This window comes from Pseudomonas resinovorans NBRC 106553 (assembly GCF_000412695.1).
In the GTDB taxonomy this organism is placed as follows: Bacteria; Pseudomonadota; Gammaproteobacteria; order Pseudomonadales; family Pseudomonadaceae; genus Metapseudomonas; species Metapseudomonas resinovorans_A.
Genome location: NC_021499.1, coordinates 5264975 through 5278409, shown reverse-complemented (window position 1 = coordinate 5278409; position 13435 = coordinate 5264975). Strand labels below are relative to the sequence as shown.

The 13435-nt window shown below is 67.4% G+C and carries 10 protein-coding genes; 6 read left to right on the top strand and 4 right to left on the bottom strand.

Features of this window, described 5'->3' with window-relative positions; translation table 11 throughout:
* The first annotated feature begins 66 nt into the window (after positions 1-66).
* From PCA10_RS23765 to PCA10_RS23755, 3 genes are all read left to right on the top strand, one after another.
* Entirely contained in the window at positions 67-3792 is a 3726-nt protein-coding gene (locus tag PCA10_RS23765) for a response regulator (protein ID WP_016494642.1), read from the top strand.
* On the top strand, positions 3773-5938 hold the full coding sequence (locus PCA10_RS23760) for a putative bifunctional diguanylate cyclase/phosphodiesterase (RefSeq protein ID WP_041770425.1): 2166 nt from the start codon (positions 3773-3775) through the stop codon (positions 5936-5938). The genes PCA10_RS23765 and PCA10_RS23760 overlap by 20 nt, the downstream gene beginning before the upstream one ends.
* 117 nt (positions 5939-6055) lie before the next feature.
* A complete protein-coding gene (locus PCA10_RS23755; RefSeq protein WP_016494640.1) occupies positions 6056-6370 on the top strand; it encodes an EthD family reductase in 315 nt (104 codons plus the stop codon).
* Between the two features lie 52 nt (positions 6371-6422).
* Here the strand turns inward: PCA10_RS23755 and PCA10_RS23750 are convergent, their stop codons facing one another.
* The 4 genes from PCA10_RS23750 to PCA10_RS23735 form a co-directional block, all read right to left on the bottom strand.
* Complete coding sequence (locus PCA10_RS23750; protein WP_016494639.1) at positions 6423-7328, bottom strand: acyltransferase; 906 nt, start codon at positions 7326-7328, stop codon at positions 6423-6425.
* 691 nt (positions 7329-8019) lie between these two features.
* Complete coding sequence (gene pta, locus PCA10_RS23745; protein WP_016494638.1) at positions 8020-10065, bottom strand: phosphate acetyltransferase; 2046 nt, start codon at positions 10063-10065, stop codon at positions 8020-8022.
* Between the two features lie 22 nt (positions 10066-10087).
* The gene (locus PCA10_RS23740; RefSeq protein WP_016494637.1) at positions 10088-11254 is read right to left on the bottom strand and encodes an acetate/propionate family kinase; all 1167 of its coding nucleotides are present in this window, start codon (positions 11252-11254) and stop codon (positions 10088-10090) included.
* A complete protein-coding gene (locus tag PCA10_RS23735) occupies positions 11254-11529 on the bottom strand; it encodes a DUF3565 domain-containing protein (RefSeq protein ID WP_016494636.1) in 276 nt (91 codons plus the stop codon). The genes PCA10_RS23740 and PCA10_RS23735 overlap by 1 nt, the downstream gene beginning before the upstream one ends.
* Positions 11530-11547: 18 nt before the next feature.
* Here PCA10_RS23735 and PCA10_RS23730 point away from each other — a divergent pair, with 18 nt between their 5' ends.
* The 3 genes from PCA10_RS23730 (at position 11548) to PCA10_RS23720 (ending at position 13396) form a co-directional block, all read left to right on the top strand.
* Positions 11548-12033: an FKBP-type peptidyl-prolyl cis-trans isomerase gene (locus PCA10_RS23730; protein ID WP_016494635.1), complete on the top strand. Its 486-nt coding sequence runs from the start codon at positions 11548-11550 to the stop codon at positions 12031-12033.
* Between the two features lie 126 nt (positions 12034-12159).
* The gene (locus PCA10_RS23725) at positions 12160-12642 is read left to right on the top strand and encodes a glutathione peroxidase (protein WP_016494634.1); all 483 of its coding nucleotides are present in this window, start codon (positions 12160-12162) and stop codon (positions 12640-12642) included.
* A gap of 163 nt (positions 12643-12805) precedes the next feature.
* Entirely contained in the window at positions 12806-13396 is a 591-nt protein-coding gene (locus PCA10_RS23720; protein ID WP_144277001.1) for a TetR/AcrR family transcriptional regulator, read from the top strand.
* Positions 13397-13435 lie beyond the last annotated feature (39 nt).

Genomic DNA, 13435 nt, shown 5'->3' with positions numbered 1-13435 from the left:
CTGCCTGTACCGTCGGCCAGCGCCCCGAGAGGCGCGGCCACGGCCATGGAGAGGACTGGAGAGCGCATGGACGATCGATCCCCCGAACTTCGCACCTATCTGCTGCCCCTGCTGGTGTCCCTGGCCCTGATGCTGGTGCTGGGTGGCCTGGTGTTCTGGCAGTGGTTCGCCCTTGAGGCGCGCAACAGCGCCGAATACCAGCAGCGCTTCCAGATCGAGGCCGAGGAAATCACCCAACGGGTCAACACCCGGATGCGTGCCTACGAGATGGTGCTGCGCGGCATGACCGGCCTGATGGTCGGCAGCGCCTCGGTGTCCGCCGAGGAGTGGGCGCGAGCCGCCGACCAGCTGCAGTTGCAGGACCGCTATCCGGGCATCCAGGCGCTGGCCTGGGCGCGTTACCTCAGGCATGCCGAGGTCAACGAGTTCCTCGGGGAAATCTGGGACCAGGGTCGTCGCGATTTCCGGATCTTCCCGCCGGGGCCTCGGGAGGAATACCTGATCGTGCAGTTCAGCAGCCCGCTGGACTGGCGCAATCGCCGGGTGCTGGGCTACGACATGCTCAGCGAGGCCGTGCGCCGGGACGCCGTGGACCGCGCTAGGGACAGTGGCGAGGCCAGCCTTACCGGCCCGTTGAAGCTGAAGCAGGAAACCGAACAGCAAGCGCAGAACGGCGTGCTGCTGTACATGCCGGTGTACCGCCCCGACGCGCCCATCACCACCGCTGAGGAGCGCCGCGCGGCGCTGCTCGGCATGGTCTGCGGCGCCTTCCGTGTCGAGGACCTGATGGGCGGCATCCTCGGCGCGCAGAGTTCCCTCTACCGCATCGACCTCAAGGACCTCGGCGACGGCGGCGTCGCCCTGCTGGAGAAGCCCGGCAATGGCCGGGTGCCGCGTTTCCACCAGGTCCAGGAGCTGAAGCTCTTCGGCCGCACCTGGGCCCTGGGCGTGGGCAGTACCGCCGAGTACGAGTCGTTGCTGGGCAACAACCGCATCGCGTTCAGCCTCTGGACCGGTCTGTCCGCCGCCCTGCTGCTGTCGTTGCTGGTGGGCGGCTACCTCTACCAGCGTGAGCGGCAACTGCTGCTCAGCCAGTCCGCGACCCTCGAGGCCGCCGAGCGGGAGGAGCGCTTCCGCCTGCTGTTGCAGCACCTGCCGGTGGCGACCCTGACCTGTGATCGCGACGGTCGCATCGATATGGCCAACGCCAGCGCCGGCGAGCTGCTCGGCTGTGCCGCGGCGGACCTGGTGGGCCAGCGCCTGCGGCGGTTCCTGCCGGGCCTGGACGACCTGCAGGCGGTGGGCGCCGGCCATACCCAGAGCGAGCTGACCGAACTGGAGGCCCTGCGGGACGATGGTGAACGCATCTCCGTGGCCTACAACCTGAGCACCTTCAACCACGGCAACCAACTGCGCTTCCTGTTCAACCTGGTGGACCTGCAGGCGCGCAAGAGCGCCGAGGAACGCTTCCGCCTGGTGGTGGAGGCCTCACCCAACGCCATCCTGCTGGTGGACAGCCAGGGGCGGATCGCCATGGTCAACCGCCAGACCGAGCAGATGTTCGGCTACAGCCGCCAGCAACTCCTCGAATCGCCAGTGGAGATGCTGCTGCCCGAGGCCCTGCGCGAGGCCCACGTGGGCATGCGCGAGGGCTTCCAGCGCAAGCCCGAGCAACGGCGCATGGGCAGCAACCGCGAGCTGTTCGGCGCGCACCGCGACGGTCATCTGATTCCCCTGGAGGTCGGCCTGTCGCCCATCCGCGTCGGCCGCGAGCTGCTGGTCCAGGCGGTGGTCATCGACATCACCGAACGCCGGGCCGCGGAACAGCGCCTGCGCGACCAGGCCGAGCAACTGATGCTGGCCAACCGCTACAAGTCCGAGTTCCTCGCCAACATGTCCCATGAGCTGCGCACGCCGCTGAACAGCATCCTGATCCTCAGCGACCAGCTGCGGCAGAACATGGCCGGCAACCTCACCGACAAACAGACCCGCCACGCCGACATCATCCACCGCGCCGGTGGCGACCTGCTGCAGCTGATCAACGACGTGCTCGACCTGGCCAAGGTCGAGGCCGGGCGCATGCAGCTCAAGCTCGAGCCGCTCAACGTGCAGGACATGCTCGCCGAGCTGGACGGCAGCCTGCGGCCCATGGCCGAGATCAAGGGCCTGCGCCTGACCACCCATGTCCAGGCCGGCGTGCCGCGCGTGGTCCACAGCGACCGGGTGCGCCTGCACCAGATCCTGCGCAACCTGCTCTCCAACGCCCTCAAGTTCACCGAACAGGGCGAAGTGGAACTCTCCGTGGAGCTCGACCCGGCGGCGGCCACCGACGAGCGTGAAGTGCTGAGCTTCGCGGTCCGCGATACCGGCATCGGCATTCCCGAAGACCAGCACGATCGGATCTTCCAGGCCTTCCAGCAGATCGATGGCTCCACCAGCCGGCGCTTTGGCGGCACCGGCCTGGGCCTGGCCATTACCCGCCAGCTGGTACTCGCGCTGGATGGCGACATCCGCCTGGAGAGCGTGCCCGGCCGGGGCTCGCGCTTCACCGTGCGGCTGCCGATGGCGGTGGCCGCCAACCAGCCCAAGGGCGAGGAGGTCGCCGAGCAGCCGGTGCGCGGCGGCCAGGGGCCGGCCGTGCTGATAGTCGAGGACGACGTCAACTTCGCCTCGGTGATCGCCGACGAAGCCCAGGCCCATGGCTTCTCCACCATCCATTGCCGCAGCGGCAAGCAGGCCATCGGCCTGCTGCAGAACGAACGCTTCGCCGCGGTCATCCTCGACATCCTGCTGCCGGACATCAGCGGCTGGCAGATCTACCGGCGCCTGCGCGGCCACGCCAACCACCGCGCCACCCCGGTGAACATCCTCTCCTGCGTGCCCCAGCCCCAGGACTGGAACGAGGACGACACCCGCTACCTGGTCAAACCCATCGCCCGCGAGGACCTGGAGCAGGTGTTCCAGGACCTGGAGGGCGGCCGGCAGCCGGAGGAGCGCAAGTTGCTGTTGGTGGAGGACGTGGACGTAGAGCGCGAGCACTACCGCGAGCACCTGGAGCAGCTGGGCTTCGCCGTGGTGGCCAGCGCCAGTGGCGAGGATGCCCGGCAGGCCTACGCGGCGAACGACTTCTCGGCCCTGGTGATCGATCTCGACCTGCCTGACCAGGACGGCTTCGAGCTGCTCGACAGCCTCGACCGCGAGCGTTCCCTGGATGGCTCGCGGGTCGTCATCAATACCGGGGTGGACGTCAACCAGCAGAACCTGCAGCGGCTGCGCCGCTATTCGGCGGTGGTGGTGCGCAAGGCCGGCGAAGACCTGGATAACCTCAGCTCGGCGGTGCAGGGCTTCCTCTCCGGTCTGCGCCAACCGCAGGTGGGCTCGGTGGTCGACCCGCTGGAAGGCAGCCGCGTGCTGCTGGTGGACGACGACGTGCGCAACATCTATGCGCTCAGCGCGCTGCTAGACGAGACCGGCATGAAGGTCACCGCCGCGAAGGACGGGCTGGAAGCCATCGCCTGCTACCAGCGCGAACCCTTCGACCTGATCCTCATGGACATGGCCATGCCCAACATGGACGGCTATACCGCCACCCGCGTGCTCAAGCAGGAGCACGGCTGCAACATCCCGATCATCGCCCTGACCGCCCATGCGATGAAGGGCGACCGGGAGAAATGCATCACCGCCGGCGCCGACGATTACCTGGCCAAACCGGTGACGCGCCAGGAGCTGCTGGACATGCTCTACCGCTGGCTGGAACTTCCGGGAGGTCGCCATGGCGCACCTGCAGCTTAAGGCGGCCCCGATGGCCGGCAATATCCTCCTGGTGGTGGACGACCGCCAGGAAAACCTCGCCGCGATGGAAGCCCTGCTGGACGACGGCGAATGGCAGGTGCGTACCGTGGATTCCGGCGAGGCGGCGCTCAAGTGCCTGCTGGAGGAAGAGGTCGGCCTGGTCCTGCTCGATGTGCAGATGCCGCGCATGGACGGCTTCGAGGTGGCCCGGCTGATGCGCAGCAGCCCGCTGACCCGCTACACGCCGATCATCTTCATCTCCGCCATCGCCCATACTCAGGATGCGGTTCTGCGCGGCTATTCCTCCGGCGCGGTGGACTTCATCCTCAAGCCCTTCGACCCCCAGGTCCTGCGCCACAAGATCCAGTCGTTGCTGGCCCATGAGCGCAACCGGCGCGACCTGTTGCAGCTCAGCCAGCAACTGGACAGCGCCCGCGCCTTCAACGCCTCGGTGCTGGAGAACGCTGCCGAGGGCATCCTGGTGGTGGGCGAGGACGGCCTCATCAGCTTCGCCAACCCGGCCATGGCGCAGATGCTCCAGGGCACGGTGGAAGACCTGGAAGGCCAGCCGCTGCTGAGCCTGATCGCCCGTCCGGAGATGGACGGCGAATGGAAGCAATCGGAGTTCTACCGGCATTGGCGGCACAACGAGACCTACCGCCTGCATGACGCCAGCCTCAAGACCCTGGGCGGCGGCAGCCTGCCGGTGGCCTTGTCGTCCTCGCCGCTGCCGCGCCTGCAGCGTTCGATGGTGGTGATCGCCCTGGACATGTCGGTGGTGCGCCAGCTGCACGCGCAGCTGGAGTCCCAGGCCATCACCGACGCCCTCACCGGGTTGCTCAACCGCCGGGGCTTCCACCAGGCGCTGGAGTCCTCCCTGGCGCGCATCGAACGCAACGGCAAGCGCATGGCGGTGCTCTACCTGGACCTGGATGGCTTCAAGCTGATCAACGATTCCCTCGGCCACGATGCCGGCGACCGCGTGCTGCGGCGGGTGGCGGAGCAGCTGAAGAACTGCCTGCGGCCCTACGATGTCCTGGCGCGCATGGGCGGCGACGAGTTCACCGCGCTGCTCGATACCCTGGACCACCCCGAGGATGCCGCGCGGGTCGCCGAGAAACTGATCGAGCTGGTCTCGGTACGGCACAACATCGAGGGCATCGACGTCACCCTCGGCGCCAGCGTCGGCATCGCCTGCTTCCCCGAATGCGGGCAGAGCGTCGACGGCCTGTTGCGGGCGGCGGACATCGCCATGTACGAGGCCAAGCGTTCCGGGCGCCAGCAGTACCGCTTCTACTCGCCGGAAATGAACGGCCGCGCGCGCTCCCGGCTGATGCTGGAGGAAAGCCTGCGCAATGCCATCGAGCAGAAGGATTTCCACCTGGTCTACCAGCCGCAGATCCACCTGGAGACCGGTCGCCTGCGTGGCTTCGAGGCCCTGCTGCGTTGGGAGCACCGGGTCGCCGGCACCGTGGCACCCAACGTGTTCATCCCGCTGCTGGAGGAAACCCGCCTGATCAACCGCCTGGGCGACTGGGTGCTGCGCGAGGGCGCGCGGCAGTGCAACGCCTGGGTGCCGGCTTTCGGCGAAGACCTGGTGATCAGCCTCAACGTCAGCCCGGTGCAGTTCGGCATGCCGCAACTGGTGGACGACCTGCGGCGGGTGCTGGGGGATTTCCGGCTGCGTCCGGAGCAGCTGGAGGTGGAGGTCACCGAAAGCGCGCTGATGCAGGACCTGGAGCTGACCCGCGAGCAACTGCGGCAGCTGCGCGCCCTGGGCGTGCGCATCGCCATCGACGACTTCGGCACCGGCTATTCGTCCCTGGCCTACCTGCGCCATTTCGAGCTGGATACCCTGAAGATCGACCGCCTGTTCATCGCCAACATGCTCGAATCGCGGCGCGATGCGGCGGTGGTCAGCACCATCATCGACCTCAGCCGCCACCTGGGCCTGGAAGTGATAGCCGAAGGGGTGGAAACCATGGCCCAGCGCGACTGGTTGCTGGAGCACGGCTGTGCCTTCATGCAGGGCTTCCTGGTGGCGCCGGGGTTGCCCGTGGCCAAGGCCGAGGCCTTCCCACGGGTGGTGGACTGGCGCGCGCTGCACGAAGGGATCGACAGCCCGAGCCCCAGCACTGCGCCCTGATCCGGGCGGCAGGGGAATCTGCCCCGGCGGGCACGCAGGGCGGAACCTTGAGGCCTACACTTGAGCTGTCGGGGCCGGTGGGATCGGGCCCGCGGCATACCGCGATAAGGAGGCTCCATGTACTGCTTTGTTGTGGCGTACCCCAACGTGCCGGGCGCCAAGTTCGATTTCACCTACTACTGCGAGGAACACATCCCGCTCCTGACCCGCCTGATCGGCGAAAACCTGGTGAAGGTCGAAGTGCGCAAGGGGCTGGCAGCAGCGGATGGCGCCGTGGCGCCGTTCATCTGCATGGCCAATATCTGGGTACTGTCGGTGGAGGAGTTGCGCAGCACGCTGGACCTGAACGGCGACGAGATCAGCGCCGATATCCCCAACTACACCAACCTGGCGCCGTTGCTCCAGGTGGACGAGGTGCTACAGACCACCTAGCAAGCAAAAGCCCGCCGATCGGCGGGCTTTTCGTTTCAGCTCGAGCTACGGCTCAGGCTGGCGGAAACTGCCGGTGCAGTTCGATCAACTGGGCGTCCTTGGCTTCCCAGAGAGCGTTGACCCACTGCTGGAAGGCCAGGCGGTAGTCGGCGTCCTGGTCGTAGTTGCGACCGATGAACTCGCGGGGAATCTCCAGCTCCTCGACGCGCACCACCACCTGGCGCAGCTGGCCGGAGAGCAGGGTCCAGAAGCTCGGGTTGCCATCGGGGTAGTGGATGGTGACGTTGACCAGCGACTCCATCTGTTCGCCCATGGCGTCCAGCACGAAGGCGATACCGCCGGCCTTGGGCTTGAGCAGGTGCTTGAAGGGCGAGCCCTGTTCATCGTGCTTGGCCCGGGTGAAGCGGGTGCCTTCGAGGAAATTGAAGATACCCACCGGGTTGTTGCGGAACTTGGCGCAGGTGCGGCGGGTGGTCTCGAGGTCCTTGCCTTTCTTCTCCGGGTGCTTGGCCAGGTAGGCCTTGGAGTAGCGCTTCATGAAGGGGAAATCCAGCGCCCACCAGCACAGGCCGATCACCGGGACCCAGATCAGCTCCTGCTTGAGGAAGAAACGCAGCAGGCGGATGCGGCGGTTGAGCTGGTATTGCAGCACCAGAATGTCCACCCAGCTCTGGTGGTTACTGGTCACCAGGTAGCTGTGCTGGTAGTCCAGCCCTTCCAGGCCCTGCACGTCCCACTGGGTGTCGCGCACCAGGCGCATCCACAGCTTGTTGCCGCTGATCCAGCCCTCGGCGATGGACGTGGTGACCCAGTTCAGCGGACGGCGGGCGAACGAGAAGGGCAACAGCAGCTTGAGCAGCGTCGCGGCGAACAGCGGGATGCAGCACAGCAGTGTGTTCAGGGTCAGCAGCAGCGCCGCCAGGGCGCCGCGCAGGGGGGAGGGGATAAAGCTGAGCATGGAAGGGTGGAGCCTCACCGTGGGTGGTCTTGGCCACCGCGTTATGGACGGGCCCGCGGACTTCCATGACTGCGGGCAGAATGGTGGCAAAGGTTAACGGTTGTTCACTGGACTGCAAGCGCGAAGGGTGACTGGTGGGTCTCGGATGAGGCTGCCGGCGGCTCTCTGTAGGGGCGAATTCATTCGCCAAGCAGGCCGCAGGTCTGCCGTTCGAGGTTTCGGGGCAGCTGCGCTGCCCTTGGCGAATGAATTCGCCCCTACCTGGAAAGCTAGGCTCCTTGGTCCGTGTCGGCGCAGGCCGTAGCCCGGATGCAATCCGGGAACCGTGGCGGGCCTTCCCTGGATTTCATCCAGGCTACCTGCTGCCGGCGGCTCTCTGTAGGGGCGAATTCATTCGCCAAGCAGGCCGAAGGTCTGCCGTTCGAGGTTTCGGGGCAGCTGCGCTGCCCTTGGCGAATGAATTCGCCCCTACCTGGAAAGCTAGGCTCCTTGGTCCGTGTCGGCGCAGGCCGTAGCCCGGATGCAATCCGGGAACCGTGGCGGGCCTTCCCTGGATTTCATCCAGGCTACCTGCTGCCGGCGGCTCTCTGTAGGGGCGAATTCATTCGCCAAGCAGGCCGAAGGTCTGCCGTTCGAGGTTTCGGGGCAGCTGCGCTGCCCTTGGCGAATGAATTCGCCCCTACCTGGAAGGCTAGGCTCCTTGGTCCGTGTCGGCACAAGCCGCCTGGATCGCCGTCAGGGCGATGGTGTGGATGATGTCGTCCACCGCCACGTTGCGCGGCAGGTCGTTCACCGGCTTGCGCAGGCCCTGCAGCATCAGGCCGCCGCTGGCCGCCTGGGTGCCTTGCTGAACCGCCTTGTAGGCCGAATCCCCTGCGGCCAGGTCAGGGAAGACGAATACCGTGGTGCGGCCATCCCGGGCGGCGTCGGCATGGCTGAGCGGGCCTTCGATGGGCAGGTCGGGGCGCGCCGCGCGGACCAGGTCGGTGGCGGCGCGGACCTTGGCCTGCTCCGCCGCCGTGCCGGAATCGCTGATCAGCGCCACCTGCGGGACTATCCCCAGGGCCTGGGCCGAGTCGGCGCTCTGCAGGGCGATTTCCGCCAGGTCGCTGGCATCGGGATCGGGGTTCACCGCGCAGTCGCCATAGACCACCACCTGCTCGGGCAGCAGCATCAGGTAGACCGATGAGGCGATGCGGTAGCCCGGCGCCGACTTGATCAGCTGCAGTGCCGGGCGAATGGTGTTGGCGGTGGGGTGGATGGCGCCGGAAACCAGGCCGTCCACTTCGTCCAGGGCCAGCATCATGGTGCCGAGCAGGACGTTGTCCTCCAACTGCGCGGCGGCCATGGGGGCGTTGAGGCTCTTGTTCTGGCGCAGTTCCACCATGGGCTGCACATAGCGTTCGCGGACCCGGTCCGGGTCGAGGATTTCCAGGCCGCTGGGCAGCTCGATGCCCTGGGCGCGGGCCACCGCATGCACCTCCTCGGGCTTGGCCAGCAACACGCACTGGGCGATGCCCCGCGCCTGGCAGGCGGCCGCCGCCTGCACGGTGCGCGGCTCGCTGCCCTCAGGCAGGACGATGCGCTTGCCGGCGCGCTGGGCCTGCTGGATCAGTCGGTGGCGGAAGGCCGGTGGCGACAGGCGCCGCGCGGCGCTGGGGGCCCCGCTACGGGCGCGCAGCCAGTCCAGGTCGAGGTTGCGGGCGACGAACTCGGTGACCTTCTCCGCGCGTTCGCGGTCGTCCACCGGGATCTCGTTGTTCATCCGGTTCAGGTTGGTGGCGGTGTCGTAGGTGCCGGTGGCCACGCTCAGCACCGGCAGGCCACCCTGCAGGGCGCCACGGCAGAGTTCCAGGGTGCGCGGGTCGGGCTGGATATCGCTGGATAGCAGCAGGCCGGCCAGCGGTACGCCGTTCATGGAGGCCAGGCTGGCGGCGAGGATGATGTCGTCCCGGTCGCCCGGGGTCACCACCAGCACGCCGGGGCCCAGCTGCTGCACGGTGTTGGGCACTGTGCGCGCGCACACCACGATCTTCTGGACCCGGCGCTGGTCGTAGTCGCCGGCGTTGATCACCTGGGCGTCCAGCAGGTCGGCGACGTCGCGGGTGCGTGGCGCGTTCAGCTCGTCCAGCCAGGGCACACTGCCGAGCAGGCGGAAATCGTCGCCACGCAGCAGCGGCGATTGCTCCTTGAGGCGGCGCACGAAGTCAGGGTCGCGCACCTTGTTGAGGATCACCCCGAGCACCTTCGGGTCGCGCGGGCCGCCGAACTGCTGGGCCTGGATCTCCAGGCGGTCGGACAGCTCGGAAAGGCTCTCGTCCTCCGGCGCCGACACCAGGATCACGTCGGCATCCAGGCTCTTGGACAGGTGGAAGTTGATGCGCGCGGCGTAGCTGGCGTGACGGGTCGGCACCATGCCTTCGACTATCACCACGTCCTTGCCCTGGGCGGCCTGGCGGAACAGGCCGGTGATCTCCTCCAGCAGCTCGTCCAGTTGGCCATCGGCGAGCATCCGCTCCACCTGGGACTGGGCCAGGGGCGCCGGTGGCCGCAGGCCGTGGGTCCGGGCCACCAGTTCGGTGGAGCGCTCCGGGCCGAGGTCACCGGGGTGCGGTTGGGCCACGGGCTTGAGGAAACCGACCTGCAGGCCGGCCAGTTCCAGGGCGCGCACCAGACCGAGGCTGGTGGACGTGAGGCCGACACCGAAGCCGGTCGGGGCGATGAAAAAACAGTGCATGGGGCTCCTTGGCGAGGGCGGTTCAGGCGAGCAGGGCCAGGGTGTCGAAGGCGATCTGGCGTTCTTCGTTGGTCGGCACCACCAGCACACGCGGATGGCCGCGCTGGTGGATGGCGCCGGCGATGCCGCGCACGCAGCGGGCGTTGGCCTCGCGGTCGATGGCCAGGTTGAGCAGCTTGAGGTGGTCCACCGTGCGGCTGCGCACCAGGGGCGAATTCTCGCCGATCTCGCCGGTGAAGATCAGCCCGTCCAGCTGCGGCAGGGCGCAGCCCACGGCGGCCAGGGTCTTGGCCAGGCGGTAGCAGAACACCTCGATGGCCAGGGTGGCGCCGGCGTGGCCCTGGTCGCGGGCCTGCTCCAGGGAGCGCAGGTCGCCGGCCAGTTCCGAGAGGCCGAGCAGGCCGCTTTCCTGGCGCAGCACCTGGTCGATCTTTTCCAGGCTCCAGCCGAGGCTGCGGTGCAGCTGGGTATAGAGGTGCGGGTCGATGTCGCCGCAGCGGGTGGCCATCACCAGGTTCATGCTGGCGTCGCGGCTCTGGCCGTTGACGATGGCACAGCCCGAGCTGTGCTCGCCGACGTGGGCCGAGAGCCAGCAACTGTCGCCAAGGGCGAGCCCGGCGAGTTCGGCGGCGCGGCGGCTGACGTAGCGGTGGCTGTTGCCGTGGAAGGCGTAGCGGCGCAGGCCGTGGTCGCGATAGACGGAATCCGGCAGGGCGAGGCGGTACACGTGCTCGGGCATGCTCTGGTGGAAGGCGGTGTCGAACACCGCCACATGGGGCAGGCCGGGCAAGAGGTGCATGGCGGCGTCGATGCCCACCAGGCTGGCGGGCATCTGCTGCGGCGCCAGCGGCACCAAGGCCTGCAGGCGACGGATCACCTGGGCGTCCAGGCGGCAGGCGGAGTTGAACAGCTCGCCGCCGTGCAGCACATGGTGGCCCACGCCGTGGAGCTTGCCGCCGGCGGCGCCCTGGACGATGGGCAGCAACTGGGACAGCGCGGAACGGTGGTCGGCGTTGGGGATCATCAGGCTGTCCTTGTCGCCGCCGCGCTGCCAGCGCAGCTCGGCGTTGCGGCTGCCGAGGCCGTCGGCCATGCCCTGGAGGATGAACTGGCTATGGGCCTCGTTGACCAGGGCGAAGCGCAGGGAGTGCCTGCGTGCGTGGATCACCAGGATGTTGCGTGCGGGCATCAGCTTTCCTCGGGCGGTTCGGGGGCCAGGCCCTGGGCGCACCAGCCGCAGGGGAAGAGGCGGCCCAGCTGGGCGGCGCGCTGCTCCGGGTCGAGCACCCAGGGGCGCGATTGCCACGGCGGCTGGTGGCGCAGGTGCTGAGTATGGCCGCAGGAGAGCACGGCCACCCAGTAACCGTCCTCGTCCTGCCTGTAGCCGACCAGGCGAATCCGCCCGTCAGCCTTCGGGTCGCAATCGATTGGCCGCGCGGTTAAACTTGCGTTTTCATCATTCATTCCAGAAGGTCTCGCACCATGCTGATCGCCGCCAACAAGGCTGTGTCCATCGACTATACCCTTACCAACGACGCCGGTGAGGTGATCGACAGTTCCGCCGGTGGCGCGCCGCTGGTGTACCTGCACGGCGCCGGCAACATCATCGCCGGCCTGGAACGCGCCCTTGAAGGCAAGCAGGCCGGTGACGAGCTGAACGTCGCCGTCGAGCCGGAAGACGCCTACGGCGAGTACAGCGCCGAGCTGGTCGCCACCCTGGACCGCGCCATGTTCGAAGGCGTCGACCAACTGGAAGTCGGCATGCAGTTCCACGCCTCCGGCCCGGACGGCAGCATGCAGATCGTCACCATCCGCGACGTCGATGGCGACGACGTGACCGTTGACGGCAACCACCCCCTGGCCGGCCAGCGCCTGAACTTCAAGGTCAAGGTCATCACCGTGCGTGACGCCAGCGACGAAGAAGTCGCCCACGGCCACATCCACGGCGAAGGCGGTCACCACCACTGACCGATCGTCCGCGACTGCCGACCCGGCAGATCGCCAATCGGCTGCTAAGCTGAAAAAACCGAAAAGGCGCCCCGGGGCGCCTTTTTTGTCCGCTGTGATTTCCCTGAGATTTGCGAGGAGTCAGTCATGAGTGCCTTTCACGACCTCAATCTGCGTGCGCTCGACGGTCAGGACCTGCCGTTGGCGCCGTACAAGGGCCAGGTGGTGCTGGTGGTGAATGTCGCCTCCAAGTGCGGCCTGACCCCGCAGTACGCCGGGCTGGAAAACCTGTTCCAGCAGTATCGCGACAAGGGCTTCACCGTGTTGGGCCTGCCGTGCAACCAGTTCGCCGGGCAGGAGCCGGGCAGCGAGGAAGATATCCGCGAGTTCTGCAGCCTGAACTACGGCGTGACCTTCCCCCTGGGCAGCAAGATCGAGGTCAACGGCTCGGCGCGCCACCCGTTGTACCGCCTGCTGGCGGGCGAGGGCGCGGAGTTCCCCGGCGACATCACCTGGAACTTCGAGAAGTTCCTGGTGGGCAAGGACGGCCGCGTGCTGGCGCGTTTCTCGCCGCGTACCGCGCCGGACGACCCCGCGTTGATCCAGGCGGTGGAAAAGGCCCTGGCCTGATATTCCCTCACTCATGATGACCGGGGCGGAAGGAACCGCCCCGCGTTCGTTCTCCGCATTCCGCACCACACTCCCCACTCCCCACTTCCCTTGCTTGTGACGGCCAATCACCCGGATCAATAGTGCTGGGCAGAGCGAGACGACCGGTCATATGCTCGCCGCCATGACCAGTATCCGACTCGACAAACGCGACCTCATCCTCGCCAAGGGCTCCCAGGTGATGACCCGCCGTGGCTACCACGGCACCGGCGTGCAGGAAATCGTCCAGGCCGCGGGCATCCCCAAGGGCTCCTTCTATCACTACTTCGCCAGCAAGGAAGACTTCGCCGTGCAGGCGCTGGAGCACCTGTACCTGCCGCGTCTGGAACGTTACGCACAGGCCCTGGGCAACCCGGCGCTGAGCCCGCGCCAGCGCATCCTCGGCTACTACCGCGAGCTGCTGACGCATTTCGCCAGTCGTGAGAAACCCGAATACCACTGCTTCATCGGCAGCCTCGGCTTCGAGATGGCCGAACTCTCGCCGGCCATCGGCGAGCAGGTGGAAAGCATCCTGCAGGGCTCCGTGGAGATCCTCCAGGCCTGCCTGGAACAGGCCGTGGCCGCTGGCGAGCTGCCCGCCGACGAAGACTGCGCCAACCTCGCCGCCTTTATCGCCAACGCCTGGCAGGGCGTGCTCACGCGGCTGAAAGTGAGCGGTGGCACCGCGCCCATGACCTCATTCGTAGACCGCCTTGAGCTGTTGCTCCGGGCCTGACTTTTCATTGCCTTGAAACCGAGACGACCGGTCATATGG